This is a genomic window from Natrialba asiatica DSM 12278 (assembly GCF_000337555.1).
Classification (GTDB): domain Archaea; phylum Halobacteriota; class Halobacteria; order Halobacteriales; family Natrialbaceae; genus Natrialba; species Natrialba asiatica.
In genome coordinates, this window is sequence record NZ_AOIO01000003.1 from 1 (window position 1) to 26,391 (window position 26,391).

The following is a 26,391-nucleotide window of genomic DNA, read 5'->3' on the forward strand; positions in this document are numbered from 1 at the left end:
AGAGATGTGTATAAGAGACAGCTCCTGCAACGTCCGCATCATGCGATCGACCTTCGCCTCCATCGTCTCGGAGCCGAAGAACTTCTCGGGCGGCGTGTAGTAGACATTCTGCGAGACGGTGTTATCGGATACGACGTGCGGGTGGGTCTTGATAACGTCGTGGATGACCGATGTCGGGAACCGCTCTCGGTTGTACTGACACATGACGGCGTAGTCCTCGTTCTGGTAGAGCGGATTAAGCACGGCCTCGTACTCGACCAGTTCATCGGCGTCGGTGTCACCCTCCAGCGCCCACGTCATCTCGGCGGCCGCTCTGAGTCCCGTGTAGCCGTCCTCGTCTCTCGCCTGTTCGAGCGACTCCTCCCAGAACTCCAGCATCGTGGTCCGATCGAACTCGCCGGTTCGGCGGTACGTGTCCGTCGGTGCGAGGACGGAGAGTGCACCCGATTCGAGGGCGGCATCCACGTCGATGCCGTATGCTCGCATCGCCCTCAGGACATCGTCCCTGGCGTTGTCGTCGGCGACGTACAGACACCGCTCGCCTCGTTCGAGCCCCTGTTCGATGAACGGAATCGCCGCTGCGAACTGGTCATCGCGGTCCTCGTAGATGAGTGCGAAATGATCGTTCGAGTGGTCGTGGTCGTCGGGGTGTTCAGCGGGTCCACGAAACTCCGTGCTCTGACGCAGTGCCTCAAGCCCGCTCTCGTGGCCCAGCGCGGCCCGCTGGTTGCTGCGCTCGAGTTCGTTACTCACTAAAAGGGAGTAGCCGACGAGGATCCTTAACTTTGGTCATCACCGGAACAGGTGACAACCTCTTAGCTTTGCACCTAAACGCGCTAGTAATTCTTATACGCTGGACAGGAGCAATACCACGCCCTTAGGGCGTTAGGACGTGACTATCGGTCTTCTTCGCCATCGGCAGCGATGGAGAGAAGATGTTGAACTCGTTCACTCGTTTCCGAGGTCCGTACCAGATCTCGATCCTGATCGTATTCGACGGCCCCTGCCTCGACCAGTTTTGGAATATGTGTATGGTAGAGCGACGTATGGATAGTTCGAACTTTTTCTTTCGAGATCTCTGTAATTGCCCCTTTGTTCCCGCGGACAGCAACATCCTCGGCCAAATCAGCCAGTGCGATCGCCTCCGAGTGATCTATTAGACACATAAGAACGTACCGACGGCGCTGGTTGGCGAGGAGGCCGAAAACTACCTCAAGCGATTGATTGTCTGAGTCACTGTACCTCACCACATCTCCTTCTGGGGAATGCCCAATCATATCTACTAGGAGGGCCCAGACACGGAAGGTAACTGTGGAAGTCGTATCTTCACGTGCTCGGGATTAAACAGCTATAGTCGAGAATAGAACGAATGTAGCAGTCCGCCGGTATTTTTGATCAATTGTCTCCTGACTCTTCATCCGACGACTCGTCCGTTTTTGCTTCTGATGGTTTTATTTATTCCGTAGTGACTTGGACGACATTTAAAATGCATCAATCTTTAACTAGGTCCGCCCCAAAGTGGTTGAACGGTTGAGTGTGAAAATCATTGATGATCTGCGTGGACACGATTTCGAGATCATCAAGACCCTCAAGTCCCGCACGGGTTTCATCGGCCGTGTCGGAATCGACGGCCACCGACTCGATATGGAGATTGTGAGATCCGGTTGTCATTTCGCGGACGTTGATCACGCCGGAGAGTTCTAACGCTTCCTTCGCCAGCTCGGTTCGTCTTGCAGTCGGCGCTCGACACACCATGAATAGGTGGAGCTCGAACCCGGCTTCCTCGTAATCGAGCTCCGGATGGTAGCCACGAATCACGCCTTCCTCGAGATAGTCGATGCGGTTTCGGACTGTGCTGGCCGAGGTACCGACCATATCGCCCATCTCTGCGGCAGTCGCCTCTCGTGCGTTCCCTTGGAGAACGTGGAGAATACCTCGATCGACATCGTCGAGATTATGAACCATGGTGGGGATAACGGGTTGATCACAAAAAGTAGCGTCGTCCGGATCAGGAGGGATTCTTCTCTGTATTTGGCATGCCGCTATTAACAAACTCGGGGTCATAGAGGTGCTGGCAGAGTACGGAACTCTATTCGATAGGGACTCCACTAATTTCTCTCTGGAACTCTCTCCGGTCCTCGCCGTATGCTCGCATTCGAACTGGGGCATTGTTCGCCGACCATTACGATATTCCCGAGGGCGATATCGAGGCTCATATTGACGAGAATTGAAACGGCAGCAAGCGATAATATCTCCCTTTCTCGAGTAGCTAACTAATTCATCGGCTTTCGAAGAGCCATATCTCGGTAGTCTGGAGAACGTTCAGATTCAAAATTAACTATTTTTGAAATATATCCAGAACCGATAGAACGCCACAGACGATGGATGATTTGTCCGGCTTCCAACGGAACCTGCTGTTCGTGAGGTGGTTGTTTGCACACTCAGCCACTATCGTGGAATTGTAATTGTATATCATTATACAGGTTCGGTATCTGTTACGACGGACTGGAGAACGGTGGTCCAGCGGGCTATTTTAACCTGGAATTCAAACGAAGGAACAATGAGCCGACCCGAACGGACTCGAGCAATCACGAACCGGGGTCTCCACCGAGAGACTCACAGAGAGAGACGGACAGAGCCATCGGACCGATGAGCGGGTGCCGGCGACGGTTTCTGGCGGCGGCGGGGACGGCAGTGCTCGGCGGCTGTACCGCGCCCGTAGCCGAGCCGGCCGCGTTCGAGGACCACGAGCGCCACGACACGACAATCGGATTCGCCGGCGACACGATGCTCGGACGGGACCTCAATAGACACTACGGGCAGGACGATGTCGATCCCGCGTCCGTCTGGGGCGACCTCCAGCCCCGGCTCAAGTCCCTCGACGCCGTCTGCTGTAACCTCGAGTGCTGTCTGTCGACGCGTGGTGAACCGTTTCCCGACCGGACGTACCACTTTCGGGGCGATCCCGAGTGGGCCGTGCCCGCACTCAGCGCTGGGAACGTCCGGTTCGCGTCGCTGGCGAACAATCACGCGATGGATTACGGAACGGTTGCGCTGACCGACACGATCGACGCGCTCGAGGCGGCGGGGATCGACGTCGCGGGCGCCGGTGAGTCGCCAGCGGCGGCCCGCGAGCCGGCCACGTTTTCCGTCGGCGCTGTTACCGTCGCCGTCGTCTCGTTCGCGGATCGCTACGTCGGCTACGCCGCGACCGACGACCGCCCCGGAATCACCCATATTAAGCCCGATCCGGCGAATCCCGAAACCCAACAGGTCGTCGAGGAGGCGCTCGAGCGCGCGCAAGCGCACGACCCGGATCTACTCGTCGCGTCGGTCCACTGGGGGCCGAACTGGGCCGAGCGTCCCAGCGAACTGCTCATCGCGTTCGGCCACTGGCTCGTCGATCAGGGTGTGGACCTCGTTCACGGCCACAGCGCCCACGTCGTTCAGGCGATCGAGCGGTACGGCAACGGGGTCGTCCTCCACGACACCGGCGACTTCGTCGATGATTTCGGAACGAAAGACGACCTCGGCAACGACCAAAGCTACCTCTTCGAAGTCACGCTCGAGGACGGGCGTCTCGAGGAGATACGGCTCGTTCCCATCGCGATCAACGACGGCGTCTCTCGCGCCAGTGAGGACGAGGCAGCTTGGCTCCGGAAGACGATGCGCGACCGCTCCGAGACCTTCGGGACGACGTACGAGCGAGACGGCGACGGTCTCGTGGTCTCGCTGTGAGTCGTTTCGTTCCCGGTCGGACGAGCGAACGGGACGATCCGCGGGATTATGAGTGAAGCCGCCCCACTGCTCCCCGATCGCAGGGCCGGTTCCCGAACTCGAAGATCGAGCGGTAGCGTGTGCAAAGCGGCTGTGCGAGGCCGATCGCGTGCTGCTCGCCTCGCGCATCGACGCCGGCGGGACGCCAGCGCCGCGATCGCTGCACAGGCCCTCAAGCGGGTGGTGATTCGAACGGAAAGCAACACGTTCACAGCGGTCAGTGTGGACGTTTATTGGCCTGAACGACTAAGCGAGTAACGCAGGGTCAATGCATTGCGTCGCCGCCGTCTGGACTGAGCGTTTGGCCTGTATAATAGTCACCACCGTCTCCGGCGAGTAGTACCGCTGTCGGCACAACCTCATCGACAGCTCCAATCCGACCGAGAGGGACCTCTGCTTCCTTGTTTTCACGCCACTCTTCGGTCGTATCGCCGAGCATGTCCGTTTCAATGGGCCCTGGTGCAATGGCATTCACCTGCACGTCGGGTGCAACCTCTCGAGCAAGTGCACGTGTGAACGAAATAACACCTCCTTTTGCAGCCGAGTAGTGCGTGAGTTCCGACGCACCCTTGATCCCCAACTGCGACGCAATATTGATGATCCGGCCACTGCCCTGATCGAGCATCCCTTCAATGGTGAATCGTGTCACCAGGAACGTGCCACGGAGATCGACGGAAATAGTCTGGTCCCACGTCTCGACGTCCATCTCGTCAAGTGTCGACGGTTCGAGGACGCCTGCGTTATTCACGAGTATATCGATACGGTCAAATTCCTCATCAACCGCCTTGACAAGTTGTCGGGCTTCGTCCTCGTTGCTTACGTCGGCCTGCACGGGGATGGCAGTACCACCTTCGTTCTCGATAGTCTCAACCGTCTCTTTGGCACCCTCTTCGTTTGAGTGATAATTCACTGCCACTGCAGCGCCCTCATGACCGAACGCTTCCGCTATTCCACGTCCGATGCTTCGCGATGCGCCAGTGACTAGGGCCGACTTCTCCTCGAGCGCTCCCATAGTGTCTCTGTCCGGTTGAATCATTGTTAAAATCCACCCGGCGACTTCAGCCTCCAATCTGGAATACAGGCCGTTGAGATCCGCATGAACGATTTTAAGAAAATATTCAGTAAACGATGTGACGGAGCTAACTTTCGACCTGCGAAGGAATAACCGCCACGCCGATACGGTCGCGATGAGACCGCCGACCACTCTGCTACTAGACATGCGAAACGACGACGTGAGCAGAAAGTATTTGTCCGTGACACGTCGTTACCCGAGCGATGCCCTCTAGACGTCGCGTCCTCGTGTCTCTCACAACCGGCCTCTGCGCCGCGTTCGCCGGGTGTAGTATCGATCCGGCCGGCGTCCTGCGGATGTCTGACGCCACGACGGATGAGATCCTCGAACCAGCGACGTTCGACGTCCGCTCGAACGATGGAGGGAACGATGACGGGATCGACGAAATGCGCGAACTCGCCGCCGAGGTCCTCGAAACCGGATCGGCGACCGCATCGGGCGAGCACCCGCCGCTCCACGTCTCGTACCCGGTTCGCTTCGAAGACGAGGTGGTCGCACTCGACCGGACCGTACTGACCACCGAAACGCGCAACAATTATCACCTCCTGCTCGATTTCGATGTCGCGACCGAGGGGACCGAACGGTCGGCCGACACCCTTCCGTCCGTCGATATCGAGTGGATCGAGTCAGCCCTGTCGGATCGGCGGTCCGGCGTCGACGCCGTCAGCGGCGAGCGAACCTACACTGAGGACGAACAGGCGACCTCGGTCCTCGTCCCCGAACCGGCATTCGACGTCCTCCTGGTCGACGGCGAACGGATGGGCGTCGAGGTCGAACCGATCGAGACGACGGTGACGACTTACGAGTATACCTTGGCCGAACGGCTTGGGAGTGGCGAAGAGTACGCCGAGACCCTCGAATCACGGTATCGGTTTTCCGTCACTGAACTCTCCGATGACGAACGGGACGTCGTCGACGAGGCGGTTGCCGAGGGCGGGTACTACGCATCCTCGACTGACGACGGGGCGTTCGAAGGCGTGGCCCACACGCTCTTCGAGCACGAACCGGTCGCGAGTACCGATAGCGAAGGTCACTGGATCGTCGCCTACGAGGGAACGACGTACGTCGCGATGCTCGATCCAGGCCGGTACGAGAGTCTGCGATGAGATTTGCCGACGCCGTCGTGACCGGCGGAGTCCGCGCCGAGCGAACGAAGGAACAGTGCTACGAACAGGTCCGTCTCGGCGTCAAAGTCCTCGGTACGACTCGCGAGCCGGGACGCTCTCGCCGGACTCGAGGTTGATCTTCGTCTCGGCACACGAGACGACCGTAAGGACTGACGGGCCGCTCATCGACGAGACCTACTAAGACCGCATTTGCTCGAGGAAAGAGGAACGCATTCGACGGACGAAAATCAGCTATCTTCAGCAAGCGCGTAAAGAGATCCGTCGTCACTTCCGACGAATGCCGTTCCATCGACGACAGCAGGTGACGTACGGAGTTGTCCACCGGTTGCAAACTGCCACAGTATTTCACCTTCAGTTTGATCGATGGCGTATACAGCACCATCGTTGTTGCAAACGTACACGGCAGTATCAGTGACCGCTGGAGACGGGGTGATCCAGTTTCCAGTGTCGGCCTGCCACAGTCGCTCTCCATCGTCCGTCGCCAGGCAGTGAACCGTCCCCTGGGTATCACCAAGATAGACCGCACCACCGATCACAGCCGGTGACCCCTCTGAGACACCCGGTAGCTGTTCGGCCCAGTGGATCGTGCCATCGGACGGGTCGAATGCGCGAAGGGTCGCGTCGATATCGACCACATAGACCGTCTCGTCGGCCAGGGCAGGCGGTCCGACGAGCCCCAGTTCGACGTCGGACGACCACTTCACGTCTCCGGTCTCAATATCATAAGCAGAGAGAGACCCCTCCTCACTGCCGACGTACACCGTCTGGTCGCCGACGGCTGCAGCAGTGAGCCCTCCAGTCGTGTCGGTCGCGAACTTCGATTGCACGTCTCCGTTGCTGGAATCCAGTTTTGCAATCCCACCGATCCCGAAGGCCGCACCTTGTCGGCAGACGTAGACAGACTCCCCCTGGACGACGGTCGGATTTGATCCACCAGGAGCGACATCGACTCGCCACTGCTCCGAGCCGCTGGCGGCATCGAGAGCGAGCATCTGGTCGTGCAGACCAACGTAAAGTGTCCCGTCGACGACTGCCGGGGTCGATCGAACTGCGTCATTCGTTTCGAACCGCCACCGTTCCTCGCCGGTATCCGCAGTCACCGCGTAGATCACCCCGTCGTCATTACCAAAAAAGACGACTCCGTTGGTTCCGCCGACAACCACTGGCGAAGACCGAACAGCGCTATCAGTTTCAAACTGCCACTGTTCTCTAACGTCCTTACGTGGACCAGTCGTTCCCGCATAGCCCGTCTGTTCTGGATTTGCCTTGTACTGGGGCCAGTCAGGGCCATTCTCAGGGAGTGACTCGTCGCTGACCAGTCCCAGACATCCTACGATACTGATCAGACCAGCACTACCACAGCACTGCAATACCCTTCGTCGAGTGAAATCCAATTGTCCGCCTCCCATACTTATCATGTTCGACGAAATTCGTGTTAAAAAACTGTTCGAATTAGCTATTCAAGGGATGTCACCCGGCAAGACACGATAATGAAATCGCGTTTAGTAACATTGTGCCAGACGGCAAGTCCCGTCTCGATGCTAAGCTCTCGCCTTCCGCAGGAGGGAACGGCGCGACGGCCGTCTTCGTCTCCCACCTCGCCACCGATCTCTGCGAACGGGTTACTGAACTCGAGTACCCACCGTAGCTATTCTATTTGTGCCCGCTGTTGCGATGCATCCTCGAGCGTAAGTCCGTGCGCTTCGGCGAACGCGGTCGCGATAAGTTCAGCGCGGTAGACACGATCGAGCGATCCGATTGGGGACTATAAATTGCATTCAACAGAGCGTCGTATGAAATACATCACGTTCGTCGTCCCTCCGGTCGAGTACGAATCAGAAGATGAGACCGATTCTCCGAATGAACTTACAAGAGAAGCCGAGGTGACATACAATCTCAATCTCTCAGACGACGGAGCGACAATCGAACACACCTACCTTCATGGTGACCAGCACGTATTCGGACTGTTTTAGAAACGAATCCATTGAATGTGACACGACACAATAATCATCAAAAATTGAGAATGGCTGTCAACATATACTCCGAGCGGACTCACTGTCGATGAGACTCCCTCCTCAGTACTAACCGAATTTTCATCGGCTCGTGACACCCATCCACTCCATAAATAACAGTACAAAGACGCTATCTGAAAATTTACTGAAATAGATCACAGGAAACAGCTAATATCGCATTTCCCATCGCTCAACATGCAGCGGCACGTCACGAACGGACGAAGCGTGCCGTCTGAGGAGGTTACTAAATGGACCACCAACAGATTAACCCATGGGAGTGGCAAGACGAGTTCGGCTATTCCCAAGCGATCGAAACCAAAGACGGTGAGCGCGTTCTGTACTGCGCTGGCCAGACGTCGATGGACGCCGACGGGAACCCTGTCCATCCCGACGATATGCGTGCTCAGACCAGCAAAGTAATAGAGAACATCGAAACGGTCCTCGCTGACGCTGACTTCGGTCTCGACGACGTCGTCCGAATCGACTGTTATACCACGGACGTCGATCGCCTCTTCGAAAACTGGGACCTAATCACGGATCGCTTCGAGCAGCCGGGATGCACGCTACTGGGCGTAGAGCGTTTAGCCTTCCCAGAACTACTGGTCGAAATCAAGGCGACGGCGGTGCGATAACGTGCGAATCTTCATCGCAGGTTCGACGGGCGTCATCGGGCGACGGCTCGTCGCCCAATTCGTCGACCACGGACACACCGTCGTTGGATTGACACGCGACGACCGCGGTGATGACATCGTCGAAGCACGCGGCGGTGACCCCTACCGCGGTGACTTGTTCGACGAGGAGTCGATGATCCGCGGCGCGAAGGATGCGGATGTCGTTGTTCACGCGGCCACGGCGATTCCAACCGACGACCCAACGCCTGAAGAGTGGGCTCTCAACGACCGAGTCCGGCGCGAAGGGGCGCACGTACTTACCACAGCAGGTGCGGAAGTCGGTGCCGATCAGTACCTCCAGCAGAGCATCGTCTGGGTGGCTCGCCAGCCAGGTGGAGCGGCGTTCGACGAGGAGTCGCCACTCGATCCCGACTCGATAACGCAGTCTGCAGTCGATGCCGAGGAGATCGCGCTGGAGGCTGGCGAAAACTACGGCTTCGACGTCGGGGTGGTTCGGTGTGGGTATTTTTACGCGCCAGATGCCTATCACACTCGAGCACACGGCGAAGCCCTCGTTCGGGGGAAGCAACCGATCATCGAAGGGTCGGAAGATGCGAAAATCTCGCGTATTCACGCGAGTGACGCTGCCAGCGCATTTGTTGCTGTGGCAGAGGCGGGCGAGAGTGGGGTCTGGCACGCCGTCGATGACGAGCCGGTCAGTGCCGCCGCGTTCTCTACGTCGCTCGCAGAGCACCTCGACGCGCCCGTTCCGAAGCGAGTGTCGGCGGAGACTGCTCGTCGATCGGTCGGCGATATTCAAGTAAAATTGCTCACGAATCCGATGCTGACGTCGAACAGTAAATTACGAACCGAGGCCGGTTGGGAACCAGCGTATCCAACGTATCAAGACGGACTGAACGACGTCGTCGAAACGTGGGGAGAAGAAGGATATCTTCCGTGATTCCTATGAGAACAGTAGACTCGAAAGATGGAACTTCGATCGCATTCGACCGTTCGGAAGACGAATCGCCAGTCGGCTTAGTATCCGGTGCATTAGGAGTCCGCTCGGCGCCGGTGGTGAGACAATGGCTTCGAGTCTCGCTGTCGACTTCACGGTCGTCACCTGCGACCGACGGGGCGAGGCGATAGCGGGGACACGGAACCAATATGGTCGAGCGGGAAGTGGAGGGCCTGACCGCACTCGTGGACGGAGCGAGCGAGTCAGCGTTCGTGTACGGAATGTCATCTGGTGCGGTCCTCGCCCTTGAGGCGGCGAACCGCGGGCTCAACATCATGAAACTCGCATTGTACGAACCACCGTTCATCGTCGAGAGTAGTCGGCCACCAATTCCCGAAGAACACTTGACACGACTTGACGAATCGATTTCGTCCGATCGCCGCGGCAACGCGGTCGAGTTCTTCACGACGGACGCAGTCGGCGTTTCTCCCGAGGCCGTCGCTCAGATGCGAACCGTAATAAGCGGCTGTCGTGCGACGGCGGTCGACCCAGCCCCGATATGATCGAGCTGACGCGATGCAACAACAGCGATGCGGTTGAAGCCGATAGACTGGCTGTTCGCGACGCGAGTGCTGAAAACTTGCCGTTTCCTGATACTACGTTCACGTGCGCTACGATGACGGAGGTTCTCGGACACCTCTCAAATCCGGTCGTGGTACTGATCGAGATGTATCGGGTTCTCGAAATCGGTGGCCGAATCGTGATCGTGGTAGCGACACAGAACTGCGCGGAACGGACGCAGCACCCGAACCAGCGGCGTCCCGAATGCACTTTTACGAAAGTGATGCTCTCGAACGGTTGGCTATTGAAGCAGGATTCGGGAACGTGCAGGTCGAGCGTCGCAATTTACGACCATCCGCTCGGGACGTCGGAATCCCGGACCAGTATCTCTCTCTATTCGACTACCCTGTTCGATTTTTGCTCGCTCTGAAGAAATGAGAATGAACCAGTATGTTACTATTCTGGCATTCAATCGAGGTCGTAGCGGGCCGCCCACGCGTAGAGGAATTGGAATGCGGGGTCTAGCTCTTTCGCTTTCTGTGTCGGTTCGTATTCGACGTGCGGTGGTATTTCGTCGTAGGAGTGTCGGGAGACGAGTTCGGCATCGGTGAGTTCGGTCAGACGCTCTGAGAGGACCTTCGGGGTCGCACCGGTCGCGTCTTCTAATTCGTTGAACCGCACCGGTCGCCGTTCGCAGAAGAGAAAGTACAGGATCGCCATGGCGTGAGCGTTGGTTACCAAATCGAGAAGCTCACAGACTGTCGTATGCAGTTCCTCCGGTGTTTCATCGATGTGCGGCACATCGTCGAGCAAGTCGAGGTGCGCTTCGACCACAGCGTGAGAATCGAGGTCCGGTGGAGCCGCCGTCGACTGCTCTGGTGTTTGCGGTGACTCGGTCTCGTCTGAGCGGTTCATGTCGTCGTTTTCGCAGAGCGCGAATTTAGCTGTTCTGTGGTCGCCGTAACGACACTAGTACTCCACTCACCAGGGGGTCGCTTTCTTCGGAGTAAGTTGCATTCTACCAGGATACTTGACAATATATATTCACCGCCAGCATAGGTCATCGTAGGTAGCATGAACGAGAGCAACACTTCGAGCGTCCTCGTCACTGGCGCGAGCGGCCGTACAGGGCGTGAAATCCTCCGCGAGTTGAACGATACATCGTTTCACGTGCGTGCACTCACTCGGTCGGCGACGAACCGCGAGTCATTGAGGGAGGCCGGTGTCGACGAGGTCGTCATTGGCGACCTACTCGAGCAATCGGATGCACGGAGAGCTGTTGAGAACTGTGATGCCATCCTGTTCGCCGCAGGTTCGAGCCTTTCGACTGGGCTGTTGCGACCAAGTCGGGTCGTCGACGGGGACGGGGTACTCAATCTCGTCGAAGCCGCGGTTCGCGAGGACGTTGGTACCTTCGTATTTCAGAGTTCGATCGGCGTCGGTGACTCACGGTTGGGAATGCCGCTGTGGGCCCGACTGATCGTTCTTCGGTGGACCGTGCGCGAGAAAGAGCGTGCTGAACGAGCCCTTCAAGACTCGGGACTGGAATACGTCGTTATCCGTCCCGGCTGGTTAACTGATGACCCTGCGACGAACGATCTCCTGATCACCGAAGGTGGAGGACGCATGACTGGATCGGTTCCGCGAGCGGATGTTGCTTCGCTCATGGTAACTGCACTCTCCACCCCCGATGTGCTCAATCGGACGTATGAGGTCGTCGCTCGAGACACGGCGGAGCAGTTCAACCCGAGCAGACAAACGACCGTTGAGTGGAACCACAATGCTCCATCTCGAACGTAGTCAACAGATGGACGCTCTTCCGTAGGAGATTGCTGACACTGTTGAGTGGCGACTGTCGAGTCGAAGGGACAAGAGCACCCCCTCAGCGGTGCTCGACACAAATGATTCCGCTAGATGTGTTTGAGTCGGAATCGGTCACAGCGGACCTGTTGGCGCAGGTTCGCTGGCGCGACGGTGTGACCCGTCCTCGCTGCCGTTCTGACCTGACGGCAGAAACGGCAGCAATGGACACTTCCAGCGGTAGCTCTGTGAGAATTGCAACCGCACGTTCAATGACAAAACCGGCACAATTTTCGCTCACTCGAAGATTGCCCACCGCCGGTGGTTGTTCTCGATCTACGCGTTCCTCCGGTTTAACGCGAGTCTCCGACAACTACAGTGCGAAATCGAGGTCACACAAAACGATGTACCGGCGACCGAGTGCCCATTCGGGATGACTTTCTCGATGCCGTCGGGGTGCTATTCCTACGCGGCCCCGCTGGGCGTGACTGGACGCTTGAGCCGATCTTTGAAGCGTTGACGCGGTACGAATTGAGTGTATCGACGAACTGCGCGAGTTGCGGAATGAGGTATGCACAGTCGACGGCCCGACGGCGTCGCTCAAGCCGTTCCTAAACCTCGAGACCTACAAGCCGGTGTTCTCGTTCAGCTGACTGTCACACCCCCGACTCTGGGACGCGGTTCGACAGTGTCCAATAAAGTTGGAAAACGGAACACGTCCGAACGGCGTCCGACACCGCCGATCGCGGAACGCGAGATGTTCTTTTCTGTCTATCTCTGAACGCGGCCGCAGGATTACAAGCATATGGTTGTAATTCCAGAGGACCGATCCGTGTGGATCCGTCCCACTCCTTGTCCAATATCGTTAGACCTGGATGTGAGGGGTATTCTCGTACGCCTTGATGAACGCTACCACGGCGTTCGACCGGTTGCCGTCGTGGATTAGTCCACCCTGTACTCGTCCGCGCCCGCAAAGGCCATCCCGTGGCCCGGCTGGTCCGGCGGCTGGATCTCGCCGTCCTCGACCGAAACGGGGGCGGCGAGCAGCTCGTCCAATACGGTCGAATGGTGCTCGATGTAGGGGACGTTGTCGACGGCACGTGCGAGGTGGGCGTGGAGCGGTTCGATGTAGTGGGGCGACACGGCGAGGCCGGTCGCGGCCGCCTGCTCGGCGACGTTCATCCACGGCGTGATCCCACCCACGCGGCAGACGTCGGGCTGGACGTAGTCCACCGCGTCCTGCGCGATCGCCTGCCGGAACTGCGTCTCGTTGTAGAAGTTCTCGCCGGTGGCGATCGGGACATCGATTCGGTCCCGGAGGTCGGCATACGACGCGTAGTCGCCCTTGGGGAGCGGTTCCTCCAACCAGGTTATCGCGACGTCGTCCAGGCGCCCGGTCAGGTCCCGCGCCTCGGGCACCGTGTACGAGCAGTTGGCGTCGAGCATCAGGTCCAGGTCGGCCGGGAGCGCGTCCCGGACGGCCCGCACGCGCTCGACATCGCGGTCGACCGACGACCCAACCTTCATCTTCATCCCCGCGAACCCATTCTCGGCAATCTTCCGCGCGTTCTCAACGAGGGTGTCGGCATCGTACTGGAGCCAGCCACCGTCCGTCTCGTACATCCGTACCGGTTCCCGGCTCCCGCCGAGCAGTTCACACAGCGGGAGCCCCGTGACCTTCCCGAGTAGGTCCCAGACGGCGACGTCGACGGCCGCGGCGGCGAACTCGCTGATGCCCTCCCGTCCGATGAACGTCGTCTCCCCGCGCAGGTTCGAGCGCACGGTCCGCGGGGCGACTGGCTGTCCCTCCAGTAGCGGGACGAGTACGTCGTCGAGGAACTGCTTCGTCGCCGCGCCGCCGCGGCCGATGGTGTAGGTGAATCCGAGGCCGCGGTGACCGTCCTCCGATTCCAGGGTGACCGCGATGACCTCCAGCGTGTCGAACGACTGCGTGGCGTCCTCCAGTGCCTGCTCGTTCGGGACGCGGTAGAAGTCGGTGTCGGCTGTGCGTATCGTATCCGTCGCTGTCCAGCTCATGGCTCGTTCAGACGTCTCCTTCCCGGTACAAATCAGTTTCCCGCGGCCGGAGGCGACCCGTGGCTGCGACTACCGGCGTTCGGGGTCGAGCAGCTCGACCGGGTGGCGCGTCCCAGGGGACAGCAGCGAGTCGAGTTGCTCCATACAGGAGGTGCCGCTAGCGATAACCGTCCGCTCGGCGGCGGCCTCCTCGAACTGGTCGGCCAGCGTCTCTCCGACGTCTATGCTCAGGTCGTAGTACTCGCTCTTGTAACCGAAGCTCCCAGCCATCCCACAGCACTCGACGTCGGAGGTGAGCACGTCGTACCCGAGCCGCTCAAGCACCGCCTCAGTGTACCCCTCCAAGCCGAGCGTTCGCTGCTGGCAGTGGCTGTGGTACGCGACGCCGTCGCCGTCTCCCGCGGGCAGGACGTCGGAATCCGCACCGTTCTCCAGCAGGCCGTAGGCGTACTCCAACACCTCGTAGCTGTTCCCGTCGAGCCGCTCGTACGCAGCTTCGGGGAGCAGCTTCTCGTACTCCCGGCGGAACATCGCCAGGTCGCTGGGCTCGACGGCGACCACGTCGTACCCGTCCTCGACGTACGTCAAGAGCGACGCCGCGACGGTCTCGGCCTTCTTCTCGGCCGTGGCGATCATGCCCTGGGACAGCGGTGCGCGGCCGGAGCCGCCCACGTCCGGGACGACGACCTCGCAGTCGAGCGCCTCCAGCACGCGAACTGCGGCCTTCCCGCGCTCCGCCCGGACGTAGTTCGTGTACACGTCCGGATACAGCGCGACGCGGCGTTCCGGATCGGCGACGCGGGGCTCGCGCGACGCCGCCCACTCGCGGAGCGTCGTGCGCCGGAACTCCGGCAGGTCGCGCCGGGCGTCGATCCCCAGAACCGACTCCATCGCCTTTCGCGCGAGCCCCGTCGAGGCGACGGCGTTCGACAGCGGCGCGGTCGCGCTACCTATCCTCGCCACCGTCTCGAAGTTCCCGAAGAAGCGCTTGCGGAGCGGCGTACCGGGCTCCTCCTCGTCCGGCACGAGGCCGTCGACTAGCACGTCGTCGAAGCCGGGGTCCTTCCCGCGGTTGATGCGGTCCCGAACGACCGTGTTAATCCCCGGGATGTCGATCTTCACCGGACAGGCGTTCACGCAGCGGGAGCAGCCGGTACAGAGGTCGTTGAACTCCGCCGCGACGTCGTTGCTCTCGATCCCGGCCTCCCAGCCGGTGGCGATGCCGCCCGTGTACGTCTCGCCGCCGAAGGCGTGGCCGCCGACGGACTGGAAGTTCGAACACGAGTTCGCACAGGCCCCACATCGGATGCAGTACAGCGTCTCGCGGAGGTCGTCGTCCTCGCGCATCTCTCGCCGCCCGTTGTCGAGCAGCACGAGGTGGAAGTCGCGGTCCGCATCGCCGTTCCCGAAGTGCGGCTCGTCCCTGCCGTCGAAGCCGATCGCAGGCGTGTCGACCGGCGGTGTCAGCAGCGACAGGTACTGCGGGATGTCTTGACCCGTCGCCGACCGCGAGATGAGCTCCGCGAACGGCTCCAATTCCGCGATCGATGGGATGATCTTCTCGATCCCGGCGACGGCGACGTGCGTGTCGGGGATCGACGCGCACTTGCGGGCGTTGCCCTCGTTGGTCACCAGCGCTATCGATCCGCTCTCGGCTATGACGAAGTTCGCGCCCGTGACCCCGACCTCGGCGTCGTCGATGCACTCGCCGAGGTACTCCCGTGCAAACGCCGTCAGCTTCTCCGCGGAGTCGAGCGGCTCGTCCGGGTCGAACTCCTCCTCAAACAGCTTCGTGATCTCCTCGCGGGACTTGTGGAGTGACGGGCCGACGATGTGCGACGGCACCTCCTCGGCGACCTGAATGACGAACTCGCCGAGGTCCGTCTCCCAGACGTCGAGCCCGTCGGCCTCCAGGGCCTCGTTCAGATCCATCTCCTCGGTAGTCATTGACTTCGACTTCACGACGCTGTCGGCGTCGACGTTGTCGGCCACCTCGGCGATGTACCGGTTCGCGTCCTCGGCGTCGTCGGCGACGTACACCGTCCCGCCGTTCGCCTCGACGGCCTCCCGTGTTCGGTTGATGAGTTCGGGGAGGCGCTCGATCGCGTCCTCTTTTATCGCTCGCGCCTGGGAGCGGTTGTCCTCGTGTGCGCCTTCCCCGACGGCTTTCACCGCGTCGTACCGTTCCGTGTTGAATAGGCGCGTGTTCTCCTTTATCTCGTCGCCTTCCGATTCGAGCAGCGTGCGGATGCGGTCGGCATCCAGTTGTTGTGAGTCACTCATTATCCCTGACGATGATGACGTGGACCTCCTCCGGTCCGTGGACGCCCTGGACGAGCGCGCCCATGTCGCCCGTCGAACTCGGCCCCGTCGCGAGGATGAACGACTGCCGATCCGCCTCGAACTCCGCCCGGAGCCAGCCGAAGGCGTCCGACAGATCCGTCCGCAGGTCGCTCGCCCTGACGACGACTACGTGCCGCTCCGGGTACAGCGCGACGAACTCGTCGCCCTCGGCCCGGGACTCGACCGCGACGGTCCCCAGCGAGGCGATGCCCATGCGCGACCCGCTCACGCCTGTCACCGCCTCCCTGAGCCGGGAGGGCGACGGATCGAGCGTCACCGGCGCATCCGCGAGCGAGAGACCGTCGAACGGTAGTTCGGCCCCGACTGCGGGGGGCTCGATCAAGTCGGCCACCGTCGACGCCAGCTCGTCGGGCACAACGGCGGTCGACGCCGTATCTAGGCGTGACAGCGACTGCTGAAACTGCTCCACCGAACCCGTGCTCATACCTTCTCCATGGATTGTATCGAAATAAGTCTTGCATTGTTCCCGTCCGTCCCGTCCAAGGGTCGGCCCACTGGACCAACGGTTCGTGGCGACTTCACAGTCGACCCCACGGCCGCCTACTCCGCCTCCATGACAGTGACGACCGGGCGCTCTGTGTTCAGCAGGATCGACTGCGTGACGCTGCCGAACAACGCCTTCCCGGTCGGGGACCGCGCCCGCCCGCCGACGACGACGTACCGCGCGTCGGCCTCGTCGGCGTACTCGACGACCTTCTTTCTCGGAGTTCCAACCCGGCCGACGACCTCGTAGTCCGCGCCGAGTGCCTCGTCTATCCCCCCGGCCGCGGCGGCCGCAGCGTCGTCCTCGATGGAGCCCTCGGACCCGGTCTCCCGCACGCTGGACCGTTTCTCCACCAGCCGCGTGTACTCGGTCTCCTCGATGACGTGGACGAGGTGGAGTTCGGCGTCGAACGCCCGCGCGAGTTCGTCGGCCTGCGCGGCGATCGCCGTCGACTGATCGGAACCGCTGATCGCTGCAACGATGACCATGCTGAATGGAGGTATCCATTCGAATATAAATGTTAGCCTGGGGGTCGGCCTCAATCCATCGAGATCATGCCCTTGACCACGACCGGCTCCGCGGCCCGCTCGAACGCGTCGCTCACGCGGTCGAGCGGCAGGTCGAAGTCGATGATGTCCGCCGCGTCCACGTCACCGCCCGCTATCAGGGATATCGCCGTCGGGTACGCGTTGGCGAACCGGTAGCTCCCCCGCACGTCGACCTGCCGCCGAACCAGTTCAAACGTGTCCACCGGCACCTCGGCGTCGGGCGCGAGGCCGACCAGAACGACGGTGCCGTCCGGCCGCGTAACGTCGAGTACCGACTCGATCGCCGGCGGGGCCCCGGTCGCCTCTATCGCGGCATCGACGCCCGTGCCAAACGCCTCGCGGACCGCCGCCGCGACATCCGCCTCGCGGCCGTCGATAGCCAGGTCGGCCCCGCGGTCGACGGCCCTGTCGAGTTTCGAGTCGACGACGTCGACGACGGCCACGTCCGCCGCGCCCGCCGCCCGCGCCACGTCTGCGGCGAGCAGCCCGATCGGACCCGCGCCCATGACGAGCACCGAGTCTCCCATTCCCACGTCGGCGCGCCGCACGGCGTGGACGCCGACGCTGGTCGGCTCGCACAGCGCCCCCTCTCAGGCGGAGACGGCGTCCGGGAGGCCGTAAGCGTACTCTGCGGGCCAGGCGAGGTACTCCCTGAACGCGCCGTCAGTGCCGGGCGTGGCCATGAACTCGACGTCCCGGCAGAGATTGTACGTTCCCCGCCAACAGTACTCGCACTCGCCGCACGGGACGCCGGGTTCGATCGCGATCCGGTCGCCGACAGCGTGACCGTCGACGTCCGCACCGGCTTCGACAACCGTGCCCGCGCTTTCGTGGCCGAGCACCAGCGGCTCCTCGACAGCCCGGTCACCCATCCGGCCGTGCTCGTACCAGTGGACGTCGGAGCCGCAGATGCCGACATCGCTCACCTCGACGAGCACCTCCGACGGGCCGGGCTCAGGGCGCTCCCTGGCGTCCAGTTCGAACGTCCTCGACTCGACGAGCGACACCGCTCTCACGCTCGCCACCCCTGCACCGCAGAGACATCTCCGTGGATCCGTTCCGTCGCGTCGTCGCCGGGCGTCGGCTCCCGGCGCTCCCGCTCCGCCGTTGCCTGCCGTTCGAGCAGTACCATCTCATCCAGTACTCCGCGAGCGGGCGTCCTAAGCTTTGTGTCCGGCCGCCGCCCAGCGGTACATGGCCTCTACAGCGACGGCCCGATGCGGCTGATGGCGAACGACGTGAGCCCGTGCTCCTCGCTGGCCGTCCGGCCGCCGGCGGCGACGCGAGCGATCTCGGACAGCAGCGCATCCGCGTCGGCCCCGCGGGCGTCGAGGTCCACGTCGTCGGCGAGCGCGTCCGCCGTGGTCCCGTCGCCGGTCACCTTGAGGACCGGGACGACCGGGTGGCCCGTCGGCACCCCGTCGGCCGTGACGTGGATGACGACCGACGCCCCGGCCGCCGCGAGCGTGGTCGCCGCCTCCTCGAAGCGGGCGGGAGAGTCGACCAGCGTCACCCCGGCGTCGGCCGACGCCCGGCCGCCGTACGGAACGAACTCGTCGACGCTCGCGCTCCCCCACACGCCGACGACCTCGTCGAACGGTGCGTCCGCAGCGTGGCGGGCGATCCGTCGTACGTTCCCGGGGCGGCCCGCGTGGCGCTTTCCGACCTCGCGGATCGCGTCGGCGACGTCCGCCGTCGTGGCGCGGTCGGCGGCGGCGTCCGCGTGGGGGGCGAGCCGCTCCGTCCCGGCGACGATGACGCGCGCCCCGGCGTCGACCAGCGCGTCGACGGCCTCGCCCACGAGCGGATCCGCGACCGCGCGCGTCGAGCCATCGAGGTCCGAACTCACGACGCCGACGGTGAGGTCCGCGAGCCCAGCGCCAGCGCGGTCCGCGTCCGCCGCGGCGTCCGCGAGGTCGGCGGTCGCGGCGACGCCCTCCTCGACGCAGGGCTCCGTACCGCCCGCGTCCTGGATCGCCGTCTCGCGGACCGCTACACCCCGCTCCCCGATCCTGTCGGCGAACGGGCCGCTCTGGAGGTGTTCGCAGCCCAACCCCACGACGGTCGCGCCCGCGATGTTCGGGTTGCGGGCGAGGTTCAGGAGCGTCCGCTCCGTGCGCTCGTGGTCATCGCCGACCTGACCGCAGCCGTGGTCGTGCGGGGCCGCGACAGCGTCGTCGTGCTCCGCGGCGATCCGCTCGGCGACGAGGTGCGAGCAGATCACCGACGGGACGACCAGCACGCGGTTCCGCACGCCGACGCGCCCGTCCGATCGCCGGTACGCGTCGAACGACGTCCGCGGGACGCGCCGCCGTGAGGTTCCACTCGGCGACGACATCAGGCCGCCTCCCTGTCCGCGGTGCGGTCGCCCCGACCGCGCCTGCTCTCGCAGTTGTGCGTGTGCACCCACTCGCCGGGGGCGATCGGCTCGACGGCCTCGCCGATCGTCTCGCCGTACTTCATGACGGCATCCCCCGGCTCCAGTGGGACCAGCGCGACCTTGTGACCGAACGGGATGGCCTCCGCGAGTTCAACCGTCCGGTCGTCGTACGGTATCTCCGTTCCTGCATCTAGGTCGTCGATGGCCGTGACGACGTTGTCCTGCGCGGCCATGTGCAGCCCCGCGTCGCCGAGGACCGCCCCCTTCATGCGTCCCCCCGCAGCTCGGCGAGCTCGTTCGGCTGGAGCTCGTTGACCGCGAACTCCTCCAGTTGGCGGCGTTCCGCGGCGGTCCGCTCGCCGCTGGCGACGTCAAGCAGCGTCCGGTAGATCCGCTCGCCGACCGAGTCGATCGGCTCGCCGTCGATGACGCCGCTCGCGTCCACGTCCATGTTCGCCGCGAGCCGGTCCGCTGTCTTCGGGTTCCCGGTCACCTTGATCACCGGGGCTAGCGGGTTCCCGGTCGTCGACCCTCGCCCGGTGGTGAAGGCGACGACCTGCGCCCCGCCCGCGACCTTGCCGACGACGCTCTCGATATCGTACCCCGGCGTGTCCATCAGCACCAGGCCGCCGCCGACCGGGAGCCGCTCGGCGTAGTCCACGATGCCGCGGACCGGGGTCGTCCCACCCTTCGAGATGGCCCCGAGGCTCTTCTCCTCGATGGTCGTCAGGCCGCCCTCCTGGTTGCCGGGGCTAGGCTGTGCGCCCCGCAGGTCCACGTCCATCAGTTCGGCCGTCGCCTCCCGGCGCTTGACACGCTCCAGAAGCCGCTCGCGGACCGCCTCGTCCACACACCGCTCCGCAAGGACGTGCTCCGCGCCGATGAACTCCGGAGTCTCCGAGAACGTCGCCGTGCCGCCGTCTCGGATGAGGCGGTCACAGGCCGCACCGACCGCGGGGTTCGCCGCGATCCCGCTCGTCGCGTCGGAGCCGCCGCATTCGACGCCGAAGACGAGTTCGCTCGCGTCGCGCTCCTCCCGGCGTAGGTCGGCAATCTCGGCGTGGAGGTCGCGGGCCAACTCGGTTCCCTCGTCGACCGCTGCGGCCGTTCCGCCCGTCTCACGGATCGAGAGGGTCTCGACGGCACGCCCGGCGGCCGCCGCCGCATCGGCGACGGCGTCGGCGTCCACTGTCTCCGTGCCCAGCGACACGACGAGCGCTGCCCCGACGTTCGGATTTCGGGCGACGCCCGACAGCGTCCGCTCGACCTGTTCGCGAGCCGCCTCGGGCGGATCCGTCCCCATCTGGTGGGGCGTGGCGCTGACGTTTTCGGCCGTCCGGTCGGCGACAGCCTCGGCGACCGGCGACGCCGTGACCGATATCGGTATCACTGCGACGTAGTTTCGTACCCCGGCGGGACCGCTCTCCCGTGGGTATCCATCGAACGTTGCCATGGTTGGGTCTCGCCGTCAACCAGGAAAAACGTTTCCGTCAGCGCAGCCGTCGCCGGGTGACGGGGCGAACGACCGAGGGTGATCGCCGCATCAGGCGCCCATCAGCTTGGTTACCGGGTACGTGACGATCTCCGGGATGAAGATGGTGAGCAGCAACACCAGGAGGATCGGCACGTAGTAGGGCAACACCGCTTTCATCGCCTCCTCCAGTGTCGCGTCGGTCACCTTCTCCAGGACGAAGAGAATGACGCCGAACGGCGGGGTCAACAGCCCGAGCATCAGCGTGAGGATCATCACGATGCCGAAGTGGAGCGGATCGATGCCAGTGATGCCCAGGATCGGCATGAAGATAGGGACGAGAATCGTGATCGCGGCGATCGTCTCCATGAACGTCCCGACGACGAGGAGAAGCCCGACCAGCAGCAACATTACGACCGTCGGATCGCTGGAGAAGTTCGTGATCGAATCGGCCATCAGGATCGGCAGGCGGAGCTGGAGGGCGACGAGGCCGTACAGCGACGCGACGCCGACGATGAACGTCAGCGAGAACGTCTCGACCATCCCGTACTGGAGTTCCTCGAAGAGTCCCTCGAGGGTGAGATCTCTGTAGACGAACATTCCGAGGAGGATGGTGTATACGACGGCTATTGCGCCCGCTTCGGTGGCGGTGAATGTGCCGGAGAGGATCCCGCCGATGATGAGGAGCGGCGCGAACAGCGGGAACACCGCCTCCTTCAAACTCTTCCAGAAGTCAGCGAGGTCGAAGGAGTCCTCGGTCTCGTACTCCCGCAGGTACACGAACAGGAAGACGAGCGCCATCAGGAAGACGCCGATCAGGATACCGGGGATGATCCCGCCCAGGAACAGCTTGCCGATCGACTCCTCGGCCAGCACGGCATAGATGATGATAGGAACGCTCGGCGGGATGATCGGACCGATGATGGCCGACGACCCGGTGACGCCGAGCGAGATGTCTTTTTCGTACCCCTGGTCGCGCATCGCGGCGTACTCGACGCGACCAAGCCCCGCAGCGTCGGCGACAGCGAGGCCCGACATCCCGGAGAAGATCATGCTCGCGACGATGTTGACGTGGGCGATCCCGCCGCGGAACTGTCCCACCATCGAGTTCGCCAAGTCGAAGATCCGCTGAGTCATCCCGATCCGGTTCATCAACCGCCCGAGAAGGAGGTAGAACGGGATCGCGAGTAGCGTGAAACTGTTGAGCCCGTAGAGCAACTGCTGGGAGATGAGGCCGTAATTGAGGCCCCTCCCGAAAGGGGAGAGCATCACTGCGACGCACGTCGCGCCCATCGCGATCCCGACCGGGACGCCGAGCGCGTACAGGACGAGGAGTATTCCGAGGAACAGGGCGCCGATTACGAGCAGTTCACTCATCGGCTATCCCCTCCTCGAACTGGCCGGCGGCGTTGTCGGTCCTGGACGCCGCTATCTCGCGGACCAACGTTACGATGTCGACCAGAGCGTAGATCAGCATCAGCGCGATGCCGATCGTGATCCCGAGATAGAGGTGCCCCGACGTAACGGCCTCGATCCCGCCGATCGACGTCGTCCAGTCGCCGATGGTTGTAAGGACGGCTCCCCAGAGGGCGACCGACAGGAAGCCGATGACGATCAGTTCGCCCAGAATTTGGACCATCAGACCGACACTGGAGTTCCACCTCGTAAGGCGTTCGAGGAGGAATCGTATCGAGATGTGTTCGTTGTTCCGGACGGCAACGGCAGCACCCAGGTACGTCGCGACGATGAGTACGAACCGTGCCGCCGGTTCGGTCCAGTGAAGGAACCCGAACGTGGGGAGGCTCAACAATCGAATGAACACTTGAAGCGTGGTCAAGACGATCGTGAACGTAAACAGTCCCGTCGCGCTGTAGAGCACGATCCTGTCGAAAACGTGATCGCGCTTCAGATCGAGTGATTGGTCGATTTCCATGATGAGTGAAAGGATGGTAATTGTAGGTACGTAACGTGCGTCGCCGGTTCACAGTTACATGTTCCGGACGGTTTCCCAGTCGAAAGCCCACGTCTCGTCGAACAGCTGTTCCACGGCGGGCGCCGCCTCCTCCTGAAACGCTTCAGTGTCGACGTCTTCGATGAGCTCCATATCCTGACCGAGCTCGTCGATCAGTTCTTGCTCGCGATCCTGGGACTTCTCGGCGGCGGACTGCGTCGTTTCTTGGCCGATCTCCATGATCAGGTTCTGGTGAGTCTCGTCGAGTCCTTGGTAGAAGGACTCGTTGATGTAGATATTCCCGTTCGCGATCAGGTGGCTCGTCAGGCTCAGGTGGCTCTGGACCTCGTGGAGGTTGAACGAACTGATCTGTTCCGCGCCGCCCTCCGAGGCGTCGGCCGTTCCCTGTTCGAGCGCGCTGTACAGTTCGTCCAGCGCGACCGGAGTCGGCGAGGCGCCGACCTGCTCCCAGGTCTGGACCCACGGGTCGAGTTCCGGGAGACGCAGATTGAGCCCGTTGACGTCGCCCGGTTCCCGGATCGGCGTGTTCGACGTGAAGTGCCGAGCGCCGCGGTAGATCTGCTGGCCGATCGGCCGCTGGTTTCCGTTCTCGATGAGCGTGTCGTGGCCCTCCTGCATCTGATCACTGTCGAGCACCGAGAGCAACTGATCGTAGCCCGAGAGGACGAACGGGCAGCCAAAGAACCAGTACTCTGACGCAAACTGGTAGTAGGGGAAACTACCTGCGGAGTGCGCCTCGACACCGCCTTGGCTGACGACCTCGCCGATCTCGTCTTCCGACCCGTAGGAGCCGCCAGGACTGATCTCAACGGAGATATCGCCGTCGGACTCCTCCTCGATCTGCTCTTTGAAATTCTCGGCGGCCTGGACCAGGATGTGACCCGGCTCGAATGTGCTGGCGATCGTCATCTCGACGCCGCTGCTGCCGCCGCCGGCACAGCCGGCTGTTGCCGCGATTGCGCCTGCGCCGATGCCGTTGATTACCGAGCGTCTACTGACACCGGAAGCTCCATCTAACATGGTTCATCACACAGGTTCAGCCTTAATAGTAAAAAACTTTCCCTCATGGTGAATTTCGCCACCACGATCTCGAGGGTAGCGCGTTCGATGCCGCTACGCGCGGTTCTCGCTGTACCGCCACGCGTCCGAGGTCCACCCGCCGTCGGCCCGGAGCACCTCGCCGGTGACGTAGTTGTCGGCCCGCGCTAGGAAGCTCACGCAGTCGGCCATCTCCTCCACGGTGCCGTATCGCGCCATCGGCGTCCGCCGTCGGATATCGGTGTCGGTGTACTTCGCCGAGTCCTGCGTCTGGTCCGTGATGGCCGTCTTGATGAATCCCGGCGCGAGCGCGTTCACGCTGATGCCGTCCTCCGCCCACTCCACGGCGAGGGTTCGGGTGAGGTTGATGACGCCCGCCTTCGCCGCGCAGTACGGCGCTCGCATGTGAAAGCCCATCTCTCCCATCATCGACGCGACGTTGACGATCGCCCCGCCGTCGTCCTGGGAGAGCATCTGTCGCCCCGCGGCACGGCTACTGATGAACACGCCCGTCAAGTCGACGTCGATCACCCGCCGCCAGTCCGCAACGGTGATCTCCTCCGCCGGACCAAGCGTCGTCATGCCCGCATTGTTCACCATCACGTCCAGCGAGCCGAAGCGGTCGACGGTCGCCTCGACCATCGCCGCCACGTCGTCCTCGTCGCTCACGTCGGCCTGCACCGCGACGGCCTCGCCGCCCCGGTCGGCGATTTCGTCGACGACCGACTCCGCTTGTTTCTCGGAGGAGCGGTAGTTGACCACCACCGACGCCCCCTGCTCCGCGAGCTTGGTTGCGATCCCGCTACCGATGCCTCTCGATGCGCCCGTGACGATGGCCGCGTCTCCTGCGAATGTGTCGCTCATGTGTGGTCCATCGAAGACTCGCACGGCGGGGAGTTTCTATTTTTCCCCTATGTTCCCCTGTCCTGACCGTTCCGCTCGCATACCGCGAACCCGCTCGCTCGCCACGCCTCAGCTCCCCGCCGCCCGTTCGGCAGCGCCTTCGACACCAACCCGGCTAAAAGAAAGCTATTTAACCGTGGTTCCAATTCGTCACGCTATGGTCGACTTAGCGGTAGTCCTACCGCCACAGCCGGACGAGAGATGGCAGATCGCCAAGCAGATGGGCGTAGAAAACGCCGTCGTACACACCCTGGAGATCGGCGACGGCAAGACCACCTGGTCGTATCACGATCTGCTACATCTCAAGAACTGGTACGAGGACGCTGGGCTTGACGTCAACGTCATCGAGGGGAGCGTCCCCCTGACCGACCGCGTCAGGCTCGGGATGGAAGGGCGCGACGAGGACATCGAGGAGTTCAAGGAGTTCATCCGGCACTGCGGACAGCTCGATATCCCGGTCGTCTGCTACGACTGGATGGTCGGCATCCGCTGGGCGCGCACGGAGGCCCACGTCGAGGCTCGGGGCGGCTCGCTGGTGACCGCGTACTCGAACGACCGGATGCACAGGGGCAGGGCGGGACCGGCGATCGACGCCTCGCGCGAGCAGATCTGGGACGCACTGGAGTACTTCCTGCAGGAGGTGACGCCGGTCGCGGAGGCGGCCGGGGTGAAGCTCGGCCTCCACCCGGACGACCCGCCTCGGGAGTCGGTGGGAGGCGTCCCCCGAATCATCAACAGCCCCGAAGCGTACCAGCGCGTCCTCGACAGCTACGACAGCGAGCACAACGGCATCACGTTCTGCCAAGGCAACTTCGCCGCGATGGGCGTCGATCTCCCAGAGACGATCCGGCGGTTCGGCAACCGCATCAACTTCGTTCACTTCCGGGACGTCGAGGGCGACGCCGACGACTTCGTCGAGACGTGGCACGACGAGGGCCCTCGCGACATGCTCGCGGCGATGGAGGCTTACCAGGATGCCGTCGACGACGACGTGGTGATGCGCCCCGACCATGTCCCGACGATGGTGGGCGAGGATAACTCTAACCCCGGCTACCACACGAAGGGGCGGCTGTTCGCGGTCGGCTACATGCGGGGCCTGCTAGAACAGGCTCAGCGGTAGTACGACTGACGCGTCGTCGGCCTGCCGCGTCGGCGCGCAAGCGCACAGTTTCTTTCTCCCGTCCAGTGTGACGGCTATTCGTCGGTCCGCCATAGTCGCCTCTCCTCGTGTCCCTCGGCCAGTCGCTCGTGCTTATCCGCCGCTTCGCTGGCACCT

General features: G+C 62.4%; 27 protein-coding genes and 3 pseudogenes. 12 read left to right on the forward strand and 18 right to left on the reverse strand.

The genetic code is table 11. From position 1 onward, the window contains the following. From C481_RS00015 to C481_RS00025, 3 genes are all read right to left on the reverse strand, one after another. Positions 1 to 753: MEDS domain-containing protein (locus tag C481_RS00015; RefSeq protein WP_006106682.1), on the reverse strand; the 753-nt coding region annotated here is incomplete at its 3' end. 143 nt (positions 754 to 896) lie between these two features. Then, a complete protein-coding gene (locus C481_RS23265; RefSeq protein ID WP_006106683.1) occupies positions 897 to 1,277 on the reverse strand; it encodes a DUF7344 domain-containing protein in 381 nt (126 codons plus the stop codon). A gap of 214 nt (positions 1,278 to 1,491) precedes the next feature. Next, positions 1,492 to 1,965 (reverse strand): Lrp/AsnC family transcriptional regulator, encoded by a 474-nt coding sequence (locus C481_RS00025; protein WP_006106684.1) that lies wholly within the window; start codon positions 1,963 to 1,965, stop codon positions 1,492 to 1,494. Positions 1,966 to 2,649: 684 nt separating this feature from the next. Between C481_RS00025 and C481_RS00030 the strand changes: the two genes are divergently transcribed. Then, a complete protein-coding gene (locus tag C481_RS00030) occupies positions 2,650 to 3,738 on the forward strand; it encodes a CapA family protein (protein WP_006106685.1) in 1,089 nt (362 codons plus the stop codon). Between the two features lie 76 nt (positions 3,739 to 3,814). Next, positions 3,815 to 3,978 (forward strand): annotated as a pseudogene (locus C481_RS23115) (recombinase RecJ); the annotation flags it as partial. Positions 3,979 to 4,042: 64 nt separating this feature from the next. Here the strand turns inward: C481_RS23115 and C481_RS00035 are convergent. Beyond that, on the reverse strand, positions 4,043 to 4,996 hold the full coding sequence (locus C481_RS00035; RefSeq protein WP_006106686.1) for a 3-oxoacyl-ACP reductase family protein: 954 nt from the start codon (positions 4,994 to 4,996) through the stop codon (positions 4,043 to 4,045). A gap of 56 nt (positions 4,997 to 5,052) precedes the next feature. Between C481_RS00035 and C481_RS00040 the strand changes: the two genes are divergently transcribed. Beyond that, on the forward strand, positions 5,053 to 5,955 hold the full coding sequence (locus C481_RS00040; RefSeq protein ID WP_049904257.1) for a hypothetical protein: 903 nt from the start codon (positions 5,053 to 5,055) through the stop codon (positions 5,953 to 5,955). 248 nt (positions 5,956 to 6,203) lie between these two features. Here C481_RS00040 and C481_RS00045 read toward each other — a convergent pair whose 3' ends face one another. Then, positions 6,204 to 7,394 carry an outer membrane protein assembly factor BamB family protein gene (locus C481_RS00045; protein WP_083860858.1) on the reverse strand — a complete coding sequence of 397 codons (1,191 nt, stop codon included), beginning with the start codon at positions 7,392 to 7,394 and terminating at the stop codon, positions 6,204 to 6,206. 95 nt (positions 7,395 to 7,489) lie between these two features. Here C481_RS00045 and C481_RS22855 point away from each other — a divergent pair, with 95 nt between their 5' ends. The 6 genes from C481_RS22855 to C481_RS23120 all read left to right on the forward strand — a co-directional run bounded on the left by C481_RS22855 (position 7,490) and on the right by C481_RS23120 (position 10,548). Beyond that, entirely contained in the window at positions 7,490 to 7,624 is a 135-nt protein-coding gene (locus C481_RS22855; RefSeq protein WP_275040041.1) for a hypothetical protein, read from the forward strand. 145 nt (positions 7,625 to 7,769) lie between these two features. Then, positions 7,770 to 7,949: a hypothetical protein gene (locus C481_RS00050; protein WP_049904259.1), complete on the forward strand. Its 180-nt coding sequence runs from the start codon at positions 7,770 to 7,772 to the stop codon at positions 7,947 to 7,949. Between the two features lie 287 nt (positions 7,950 to 8,236). Next, positions 8,237 to 8,620: a RidA family protein gene (locus C481_RS00055; protein WP_006106690.1), complete on the forward strand. Its 384-nt coding sequence runs from the start codon at positions 8,237 to 8,239 to the stop codon at positions 8,618 to 8,620. A gap of 1 nt (position 8,621) precedes the next feature. Then, complete coding sequence (locus C481_RS00060) at positions 8,622 to 9,560, forward strand: NAD-dependent epimerase/dehydratase family protein (protein WP_006106691.1); 939 nt, start codon at positions 8,622 to 8,624, stop codon at positions 9,558 to 9,560. A gap of 206 nt (positions 9,561 to 9,766) precedes the next feature. After that, positions 9,767 to 10,120, forward strand: coding sequence for a hypothetical protein (locus C481_RS00065; RefSeq protein ID WP_006106692.1), 354 nt, complete (start codon positions 9,767 to 9,769; stop codon positions 10,118 to 10,120). Further along, entirely contained in the window at positions 10,117 to 10,548 is a 432-nt protein-coding gene (locus C481_RS23120; RefSeq protein WP_006106693.1) for a class I SAM-dependent methyltransferase, read from the forward strand. Before C481_RS00065 ends, C481_RS23120 begins: the two co-directional genes overlap by 4 nt. Before the next feature lie 38 nt (positions 10,549 to 10,586). Here the strand turns inward: C481_RS23120 and C481_RS20920 are convergent, their stop codons facing one another. Beyond that, positions 10,587 to 11,033 (reverse strand): winged helix-turn-helix transcriptional regulator, encoded by a 447-nt coding sequence (locus C481_RS20920; RefSeq protein ID WP_006106694.1) that lies wholly within the window; start codon positions 11,031 to 11,033, stop codon positions 10,587 to 10,589. Between the two features lie 159 nt (positions 11,034 to 11,192). Here C481_RS20920 and C481_RS00080 point away from each other — a divergent pair, with 159 nt between their 5' ends. Further along, entirely contained in the window at positions 11,193 to 11,918 is a 726-nt protein-coding gene (locus tag C481_RS00080; RefSeq protein WP_006106695.1) for an SDR family oxidoreductase, read from the forward strand. 101 nt (positions 11,919 to 12,019) lie between these two features. Further along, positions 12,020 to 12,334: pseudogene (locus C481_RS20925) on the forward strand (transposase); the annotation flags it as partial. Positions 12,335 to 12,860: 526 nt separating this feature from the next. On the opposite strand, the gene C481_RS00085 reads toward C481_RS20925, so the two are convergent. The 12 genes and pseudogenes from C481_RS00085 to C481_RS00140 all read right to left on the reverse strand — a co-directional run bounded on the left by C481_RS00085 (position 12,861) and on the right by C481_RS00140 (position 25,076). Beyond that, positions 12,861 to 13,955 (reverse strand): mandelate racemase/muconate lactonizing enzyme family protein, encoded by a 1,095-nt coding sequence (locus C481_RS00085; RefSeq protein WP_006106696.1) that lies wholly within the window; start codon positions 13,953 to 13,955, stop codon positions 12,861 to 12,863. A gap of 69 nt (positions 13,956 to 14,024) precedes the next feature. Next, positions 14,025 to 16,238, reverse strand: a complete 2,214-nt coding sequence (locus C481_RS00090) for an LUD domain-containing protein (protein ID WP_006106697.1) — start codon at positions 16,236 to 16,238, stop codon at positions 14,025 to 14,027. After that, positions 16,231 to 16,743 (reverse strand): LUD domain-containing protein, encoded by a 513-nt coding sequence (locus C481_RS00095; protein WP_006106698.1) that lies wholly within the window; start codon positions 16,741 to 16,743, stop codon positions 16,231 to 16,233. The genes C481_RS00090 and C481_RS00095 overlap by 8 nt, the downstream gene beginning before the upstream one ends. A 116-nt stretch (positions 16,744 to 16,859) precedes the next feature. Then, complete coding sequence (locus C481_RS00100) at positions 16,860 to 17,291, reverse strand: universal stress protein (RefSeq protein WP_006106699.1); 432 nt, start codon at positions 17,289 to 17,291, stop codon at positions 16,860 to 16,862. Positions 17,292 to 17,341: 50 nt separating this feature from the next. Continuing rightward, positions 17,342 to 18,367, reverse strand: a pseudogene (locus C481_RS23125) (NAD(P)-dependent alcohol dehydrogenase). Between the two features lie 185 nt (positions 18,368 to 18,552). After that, positions 18,553 to 19,689, reverse strand: coding sequence for a UxaA family hydrolase (locus C481_RS00110; RefSeq protein WP_006106700.1), 1,137 nt, complete (start codon positions 19,687 to 19,689; stop codon positions 18,553 to 18,555). After that, positions 19,689 to 20,000, reverse strand: a complete 312-nt coding sequence (locus C481_RS00115) for a UxaA family hydrolase (RefSeq protein ID WP_006106701.1) — start codon at positions 19,998 to 20,000, stop codon at positions 19,689 to 19,691. The genes C481_RS00110 and C481_RS00115 overlap by 1 nt, the downstream gene beginning before the upstream one ends. Further along, complete coding sequence (locus C481_RS00120) at positions 19,997 to 21,184, reverse strand: UxaA family hydrolase (RefSeq protein ID WP_006106702.1); 1,188 nt, start codon at positions 21,182 to 21,184, stop codon at positions 19,997 to 19,999. Before C481_RS00120 ends, C481_RS00115 begins: the two co-directional genes overlap by 4 nt. Positions 21,185 to 21,274: 90 nt before the next feature. Then, positions 21,275 to 22,579: a TRAP transporter large permease gene (locus C481_RS00125; protein WP_006106703.1), complete on the reverse strand. Its 1,305-nt coding sequence runs from the start codon at positions 22,577 to 22,579 to the stop codon at positions 21,275 to 21,277. Then, the gene (locus C481_RS00130; RefSeq protein ID WP_006106704.1) at positions 22,572 to 23,135 is read right to left on the reverse strand and encodes a TRAP transporter small permease; all 564 of its coding nucleotides are present in this window, start codon (positions 23,133 to 23,135) and stop codon (positions 22,572 to 22,574) included. The genes C481_RS00125 and C481_RS00130 overlap by 8 nt, the downstream gene beginning before the upstream one ends. A gap of 54 nt (positions 23,136 to 23,189) precedes the next feature. After that, positions 23,190 to 24,194: a TRAP transporter substrate-binding protein gene (locus C481_RS00135; RefSeq protein WP_193787826.1), complete on the reverse strand. Its 1,005-nt coding sequence runs from the start codon at positions 24,192 to 24,194 to the stop codon at positions 23,190 to 23,192. Positions 24,195 to 24,287: 93 nt separating this feature from the next. Beyond that, the gene (locus C481_RS00140; protein ID WP_006106706.1) at positions 24,288 to 25,076 is read right to left on the reverse strand and encodes an SDR family NAD(P)-dependent oxidoreductase; all 789 of its coding nucleotides are present in this window, start codon (positions 25,074 to 25,076) and stop codon (positions 24,288 to 24,290) included. Positions 25,077 to 25,272: 196 nt separating this feature from the next. Between C481_RS00140 and C481_RS00145 the strand changes: the two genes are divergently transcribed. Further along, positions 25,273 to 26,235, forward strand: coding sequence for a mannonate dehydratase (locus C481_RS00145; RefSeq protein WP_049904260.1), 963 nt, complete (start codon positions 25,273 to 25,275; stop codon positions 26,233 to 26,235). Positions 26,236 to 26,391 lie beyond the last annotated feature (156 nt).

Bases quoted from the DNA above. Each gene is read 5' to 3' on its own strand.
- C481_RS00080 (WP_006106695.1), top strand. From the start codon at position 11,193: ATGAACGAGAGCAACACTTCGAGCGTCCTCGTCACTGGCGCGAGCGGC.
- C481_RS23265 (WP_006106683.1), bottom strand. From the start codon at position 1,277: ATGATTGGGCATTCCCCAGAAGGAGATGTGGTGAGGTACAGTGACTCA.
- C481_RS23120 (WP_006106693.1), top strand. From the start codon at position 10,117: ATGATCGAGCTGACGCGATGCAACAACAGCGATGCGGTTGAAGCCGAT.
- C481_RS00085 (WP_006106696.1), bottom strand. From the start codon at position 13,955: ATGAGCTGGACAGCGACGGATACGATACGCACAGCCGACACCGACTTC.
- C481_RS00145 (WP_049904260.1), top strand. From the start codon at position 25,273: ATGGTCGACTTAGCGGTAGTCCTACCGCCACAGCCGGACGAGAGATGG.
- C481_RS00035 (WP_006106686.1), bottom strand. From the start codon at position 4,996: ATGTCTAGTAGCAGAGTGGTCGGCGGTCTCATCGCGACCGTATCGGCG.
- C481_RS00090 (WP_006106697.1), bottom strand. From the start codon at position 16,238: ATGAGTGACTCACAACAACTGGATGCCGACCGCATCCGCACGCTGCTC.
- C481_RS00045 (WP_083860858.1), bottom strand. From the start codon at position 7,394: ATGATAAGTATGGGAGGCGGACAATTGGATTTCACTCGACGAAGGGTA.
- C481_RS00050 (WP_049904259.1), top strand. From the start codon at position 7,770: ATGAAATACATCACGTTCGTCGTCCCTCCGGTCGAGTACGAATCAGAA.
- C481_RS00135 (WP_193787826.1), bottom strand. From the start codon at position 24,194: ATGTTAGATGGAGCTTCCGGTGTCAGTAGACGCTCGGTAATCAACGGC.
- C481_RS00055 (WP_006106690.1), top strand. From the start codon at position 8,237: ATGGACCACCAACAGATTAACCCATGGGAGTGGCAAGACGAGTTCGGC.
- C481_RS20920 (WP_006106694.1), bottom strand. From the start codon at position 11,033: ATGAACCGCTCAGACGAGACCGAGTCACCGCAAACACCAGAGCAGTCG.
- C481_RS00110 (WP_006106700.1), bottom strand. From the start codon at position 19,689: ATGTCGTCGCCGAGTGGAACCTCACGGCGGCGCGTCCCGCGGACGTCG.
- C481_RS00040 (WP_049904257.1), top strand. From the start codon at position 5,053: ATGCCCTCTAGACGTCGCGTCCTCGTGTCTCTCACAACCGGCCTCTGC.
- C481_RS00130 (WP_006106704.1), bottom strand. From the start codon at position 23,135: ATGGAAATCGACCAATCACTCGATCTGAAGCGCGATCACGTTTTCGAC.
- C481_RS00120 (WP_006106702.1), bottom strand. From the start codon at position 21,184: ATGGCAACGTTCGATGGATACCCACGGGAGAGCGGTCCCGCCGGGGTA.
- C481_RS00030 (WP_006106685.1), top strand. From the start codon at position 2,650: ATGAGCGGGTGCCGGCGACGGTTTCTGGCGGCGGCGGGGACGGCAGTG.
- C481_RS00025 (WP_006106684.1), bottom strand. From the start codon at position 1,965: ATGGTTCATAATCTCGACGATGTCGATCGAGGTATTCTCCACGTTCTC.
- C481_RS00115 (WP_006106701.1), bottom strand. From the start codon at position 20,000: ATGAAGGGGGCGGTCCTCGGCGACGCGGGGCTGCACATGGCCGCGCAG.
- C481_RS00100 (WP_006106699.1), bottom strand. From the start codon at position 17,291: ATGGTCATCGTTGCAGCGATCAGCGGTTCCGATCAGTCGACGGCGATC.
- C481_RS00095 (WP_006106698.1), bottom strand. From the start codon at position 16,743: ATGAGCACGGGTTCGGTGGAGCAGTTTCAGCAGTCGCTGTCACGCCTA.
- C481_RS00125 (WP_006106703.1), bottom strand. From the start codon at position 22,579: ATGAGTGAACTGCTCGTAATCGGCGCCCTGTTCCTCGGAATACTCCTC.
- C481_RS00065 (WP_006106692.1), top strand. From the start codon at position 9,767: ATGGTCGAGCGGGAAGTGGAGGGCCTGACCGCACTCGTGGACGGAGCG.
- C481_RS00140 (WP_006106706.1), bottom strand. From the start codon at position 25,076: ATGAGCGACACATTCGCAGGAGACGCGGCCATCGTCACGGGCGCATCG.